The sequence below is a fragment of the Mycetohabitans sp. B2 genome (assembly GCF_021733735.1).
Classification (GTDB): Bacteria; Pseudomonadota; Gammaproteobacteria; order Burkholderiales; family Burkholderiaceae; genus Mycetohabitans; species Mycetohabitans rhizoxinica.
This window is the reverse complement of sequence record NZ_JAHKSP010000036.1, coordinates 1-4,766: the sequence shown is the minus strand read 5'-3', so window position 1 is coordinate 4,766 and position 4,766 is coordinate 1. Positions and strand designations below refer to the sequence as shown.

Sequence of the window (4,766 nt, the reverse complement as noted above, 5' to 3'; positions counted from 1 at the left end):
TGGCTTGCAAAGCGAGGAGGCGCGTGCGGCGCTGCATGCGCTGGTGGGGTGCGCGGGCGCGGCGGCTAGCCGCCAGGATTGCGGCGCGGGGGCGATGGGGGCGGCGGCCAGTTCGATGCTGGGCACGCTACTCGGGCCGACGCAGGGGTTGACGCAGCGGCAGAAAGAAGCGCAAACAAACCTGGTGAGTTCGTTGGTGGCAGCGGTGGCGGGGATGGCGGGTCAAGACACACCGGCTGTGACGACGGCTGCGGTGACGGAGGGGCGGTTTAATCGGCAGCTGCATCCGCAGGAGAGGAAGTGGATCAGTGATCGTGAAGCGGTGTATGCGAAGCGCTACGGTTTGAGCGCCGAACAGGCGCGTGAAGAACTGACAATACAGGCAAACCTGCAAATACAGAATGGCTCGCCAGGCGAATGGAATCAACGGGCCCATGAATTCCTGAGGCAGGCGCATGGGATGATGCCGGCAGACGGTGACAGCGGGCCGGGGTATATGTTCTATGCGACGCCAGCGCAGAAGGCTGATCCGAGCATGTATGCAGGGCACTATCCGAGCGGCGTGGGGCTTAACGCGCCCTCATCAGAGGTCATCAATGCGTCAGTGAATCGCGATGCGGCTAGTCGCGATGTGATTGCGAAACAGACGCTGGGAGCGGCGGCTGGCGCGGCCGCGATTGCAGTGGGAGGCCCAGTTGCTGCGTTGCCAGGAGCGCCGATTTTTAGCAGCGAGGGTGCGCTGGGTTCCGGAATGTGGGCGTCACCAGTGGGAACTGGCATTATTAGTGGCGGTATCAATGCTGGATCGCAATATATGCAAAACGGTGACATTAATCCGGTGGATGTAGCCGCCGCGACAATGGCTGGGCCAGTTGGCGTATATGGTGGCCTTGGTTGGAATATCGGAGTCAATGCCGTGGGTGGGACTGCGAGTACGGTTATTAATAACAAGTTGTATGGTAAAAACGATAGCGTTATGTTCAGTGGTATTGCCGCTGGTGTTGCATCGTTATTTGGTTATGGCGTTGGCAAGAGTATAGAAAAAGCAATTGAATCTGCTTCGCGTCCGACGATTAATAGTGCTGATTGGGATAGTGTTGGTAAGTGGGTTGGATCATCGGGGTGGAATTTATTTAGGCAAAATCGCTTACCTGCTATTGGTTCAGCTGCTGCTGGCGGTGCAGGAGGAGAAGCGGTGGGTGCTTCAATAAATAAGGCAAAGAAGCAGATGGATGAGAAAAGATGATCCGACTCGTGCTTGTTATCCTTTTGACTTACTTATTGTCGATATTATGTTTTTTGGCAATAAAGGTGACTGCAATTTTTTTTGTTGTAATGTTTTACGGTGTAAATTTTTCGTGGGGGGTGGTGATACAAGGTTTGTGATTGTGCGGGGATCTTTGATGGCATGTGTGTTTGGGGTGTTCGCTATAGTTCAATATATCAAGACAAGAAAGGATCATCGTTGATCTATTCAAAAATCTCAGAGCGGTCGTGTCTCGATATATTGACCAGAAACAAGTGAATAGTTTGACGACGCGCACGTTAAGTACCGAGGATATCGTCAACTACGCCGAATACAAGGGCAGTAGCGTGGGGCTGAGCGGAGGTTACAGTTTGGGCGGCAGGGGTGGCGGCGAAGACCTGGAAGGGGTTGACACAACACTCCGGGCGGATTCAGCGTTGCGCCGCCGAGCGTGATGGCCGCTTCGGGCAAGGCCAGCAGCACGACGCTGAGCGGGATCAGCGCCGATACGATTCACATTACGGACGAAGCGCAACAGCAAGCTTTGACGGGGCAAGACGTTGCGCAAAGCCTTGCCGGGCTGAACCAGCAGGTGTGGAGCGGACAGGATGGCGATAACGCGCTCAAGCCGATCTTTGACAAGCAGAAGATTCAGGCAGGGTTCGAGATGGCGAATCAGCTGACGCATCAAATCGGCACGTTCGTGGGTCATCGTCAAGCGCAACTGGATGAAGCGCAACAAGCGGCGCAGGACCCGAATCTGAGTCCACAGGCCAGGGCACAAGCGCAACAGCAGGCGGCCCAGCTAAAGGCGCAATGGGGCCCGGGCGGCACTTATCGACGGGCGCTGTCGGCGCTGGGCGCAGCAGCGGGGGGCAATGTGACGGCAGGCGCGGGGCAGTTCGCGCTGTCGGCGACCGTCAATTACGTGCAGGGTTTGGCGGCTAGTGAAGTGAAACGCGTGGCGGATGGCTTGCAAAGCGAGAAGGCGCGTGCGGCGCTGCATGCGCTGGTGGGGCGCGCGGGCGCGGCGGCTAGCCGCCAGGATTGCGGCGCGGGGGCGAAGGAGGCGGCGGCCAGTTCGATGCTGGGCACGCTACTCGGGCCGATGCAGGGGTTGACGCAGCGGCAGAAAGAAGCGCAAACAAACCTGGTGAGTTCGTTGGTGGCAGCGGTGGCGGGGATGGCGGGCCAAGATACACAGGCTGTGACGACGGCTGCGGTGACGGAGGGACGGTTTAATCGGCAGATTAACGACAATGAAAAGAGGGCGATCGCGGAAAGAGCGGGCAGCAATAAGGCTGAGCAAGAGCGGCTAACAAAGGCAGAGTGCTATGCGGTGAAGTGCTGGGCGGAGTATAAGCCGGGAAGCGAGGAGTACAAGAAGCACTATGTGAGCCAGCTTGAGGCTTCACAACTGCAACCAGAAATCGATTGGGTAAATCAACGGAAAGAGGCGGGGCTGTTCAAGTACACCCCAGGCCAGAAGATTGGCGATGCGGTGAAGAGCGATCCGATTGGGGTGGTAAAGGATGTGACGAAGGTGGTGGCGGGCGGCGTCACTGCCAAGACAGGGGCTACAATTTGTGCGACGACTGGTGTTGGGTGCGTGGCAGGAGTTGGCATGATTAGTTTTGGTATAAGCGATATGGTGGAAGGCGGAGAAGGGCTATACAATCGATATAATGGTACTGATGCCCAGGGTGTGAATCCATTGCGTTGGGGATTTAATCAAATTAGTCCAATGTGGGGCAATACCGTATATGACACACTTAGTTTTGGTACTGCAGCTTTGGCTCTACGGGCTTCTGTCCCGCTCAAAATTGGCGTGGCGGATGGGTTGAATCGTCCGAGCTCTATGTTCAATGTGACAGTTCCGAGAATAAATAATCCGATATTGAATCCATTCACTCATATGCCCTTACCGTATGGTGTGACTCAGGGAACCCTGCTGTTTGGCGTAGGTTCAAAGGGTGGAGCAATAGTCAACGACATACGTCATGCTGGAGAGAGAAAATGAACTGGCGACGACTTTGCGCGACTTTGGAGATATGTGGGACGGTCAGTTTATTTTCGTTTGTTGGTGCTGGATTCTGGTCGTTTATAGTTGCGGGATTATGCAGAATAGCTTTCCGATTAGAAGATAACGAGGCGATGCTACTAATTGGGCTGCCGCTATTTATAGTAGTGAGCATTTGGCTTATTCGAGTGCTACCAAAGCATCTGCGCAAAGGGGGAATGTTGAGCGACGAACCTAAGAAATTCGGCCCGTGGTTTAAGGATGATAATAGGTGAGGTGGTGTTAAGCTAGGCTTGCCAGTAAATGAAATCGCGCACCGGGGAAAAGGATGACAGGGTGTTTGCTACCCGTTGGGTATATAAATACAAAAACGGTCAAGTCTGGACAAGCGAATAATTTTGAAGGATATGCTGGGGGTGGGACAGCACTTTATGGTGGTTTGGGGCGGTGTTATGGTATCGCCAGGTAATGGAATCGCGACGGTTTTGACTGGACGAGCTTTGTGTTGTCGGGTGCGACGGGCGCGGTAGCGACGGAGATGTAGTTCGTTCCCGTGTTCATGACGGGAGTCGGCGGTGCGTTGACCGGCTTGGCACTGCAAGGTCAGAATCCAAATGCGGCAATGGCGGGCGCGGCGGTGGGGACGGTGGTCGGGTATCCGATTGGAGTCAAAATTGAGGGCAAACTCGATAGTGTGCTGAATCCTTGGTATCGGCAGGAGTGGGTAGGGCTGGCGTCCAATGCTTATAGGGTTGCCTGCTTATTTAACCTTTTTTGCGGCAATTATCTACCAGTTCATCAAGGAACTGCGTGCGTTGAGGCGAGGGGAGGAAGCAGGCGAGTCTCTCCCGAACAGCAAGCAGTATTGACGAACTTGGCGTATGCTGGGTTGCGATTTCGCTTTAACAGGCAGTTGCATCTAGAAGAGAAGCAGCGTATCAGAAATTTCACAGGAAAAGGTGAAGTTAAAGAAGCTCGGCTGGCGGCGGAAGCCTGTGCGATGGCGAAATGCTATGCGGAATACCCAGAGGACAGTGCGGCCTATCAGCATTTCAAGCAAATCGCGGAATTCGGTGCGAGCGATGCGTTGGCCGATGAACGCCAGATACTTTCGCAACAAGACAGCCTGTTCGATTATACGACGTCGGGCCTATTTAGTGATGCGAATATCGATGCTGCGAAACAGTGGAATAACACAGTTCACGTCACCGAGGTGCGGAGGCACCGCAAGCGACATTGGGTGCGATGGGTGTTGCCGGAGCAGACCACAGATGTGGACCAACAGAGACAAAGGCGAGCGGTTCAACCGGCAATTGCACAACAAGCACCGCAGCGATAGCCTATTGGTGTCATTCTGCAACCTCAATCGTAAGGCGCACGACGATCTGACGTCGTGCTATGTCGAGGCCGTTCTTCAAGAGTGAAACGGTCCGAAGAAATGTATTAGCTGGAACTCGATCTGACAGGTAGTTGGACCGATAGTGTGGAGGCGATCAATGC

Annotated in this window: 4 protein-coding genes; all 4 read left to right on the top strand. The window is 54.6% G+C overall.

Features of this window, described 5'->3' with window-relative positions; genetic code table 11:
• Positions 1-115: 115 nt before the first annotated feature.
• The 4 genes from KPG66_RS07765 (at position 116) to KPG66_RS07750 (ending at position 4,605) form a co-directional block, all read left to right on the top strand.
• Positions 116-1,246, top strand: coding sequence for a hypothetical protein (locus KPG66_RS07765; protein ID WP_237070549.1), 1,131 nt, complete (start codon positions 116-118; stop codon positions 1,244-1,246).
• A gap of 275 nt (positions 1,247-1,521) precedes the next feature.
• The gene (locus KPG66_RS07760; protein ID WP_237070548.1) at positions 1,522-1,701 is read left to right on the top strand and encodes a hypothetical protein; all 180 of its coding nucleotides are present in this window, start codon (positions 1,522-1,524) and stop codon (positions 1,699-1,701) included.
• Positions 1,702-1,838: 137 nt separating this feature from the next.
• Positions 1,839-3,266: a hypothetical protein gene (locus tag KPG66_RS07755; RefSeq protein ID WP_237070547.1), complete on the top strand. Its 1,428-nt coding sequence runs from the start codon at positions 1,839-1,841 to the stop codon at positions 3,264-3,266.
• 559 nt (positions 3,267-3,825) lie between these two features.
• On the top strand, positions 3,826-4,605 hold the full coding sequence (locus KPG66_RS07750; RefSeq protein WP_237070546.1) for a hypothetical protein: 780 nt from the start codon (positions 3,826-3,828) through the stop codon (positions 4,603-4,605).
• Positions 4,606-4,766: the final 161 nt, after the last annotated feature.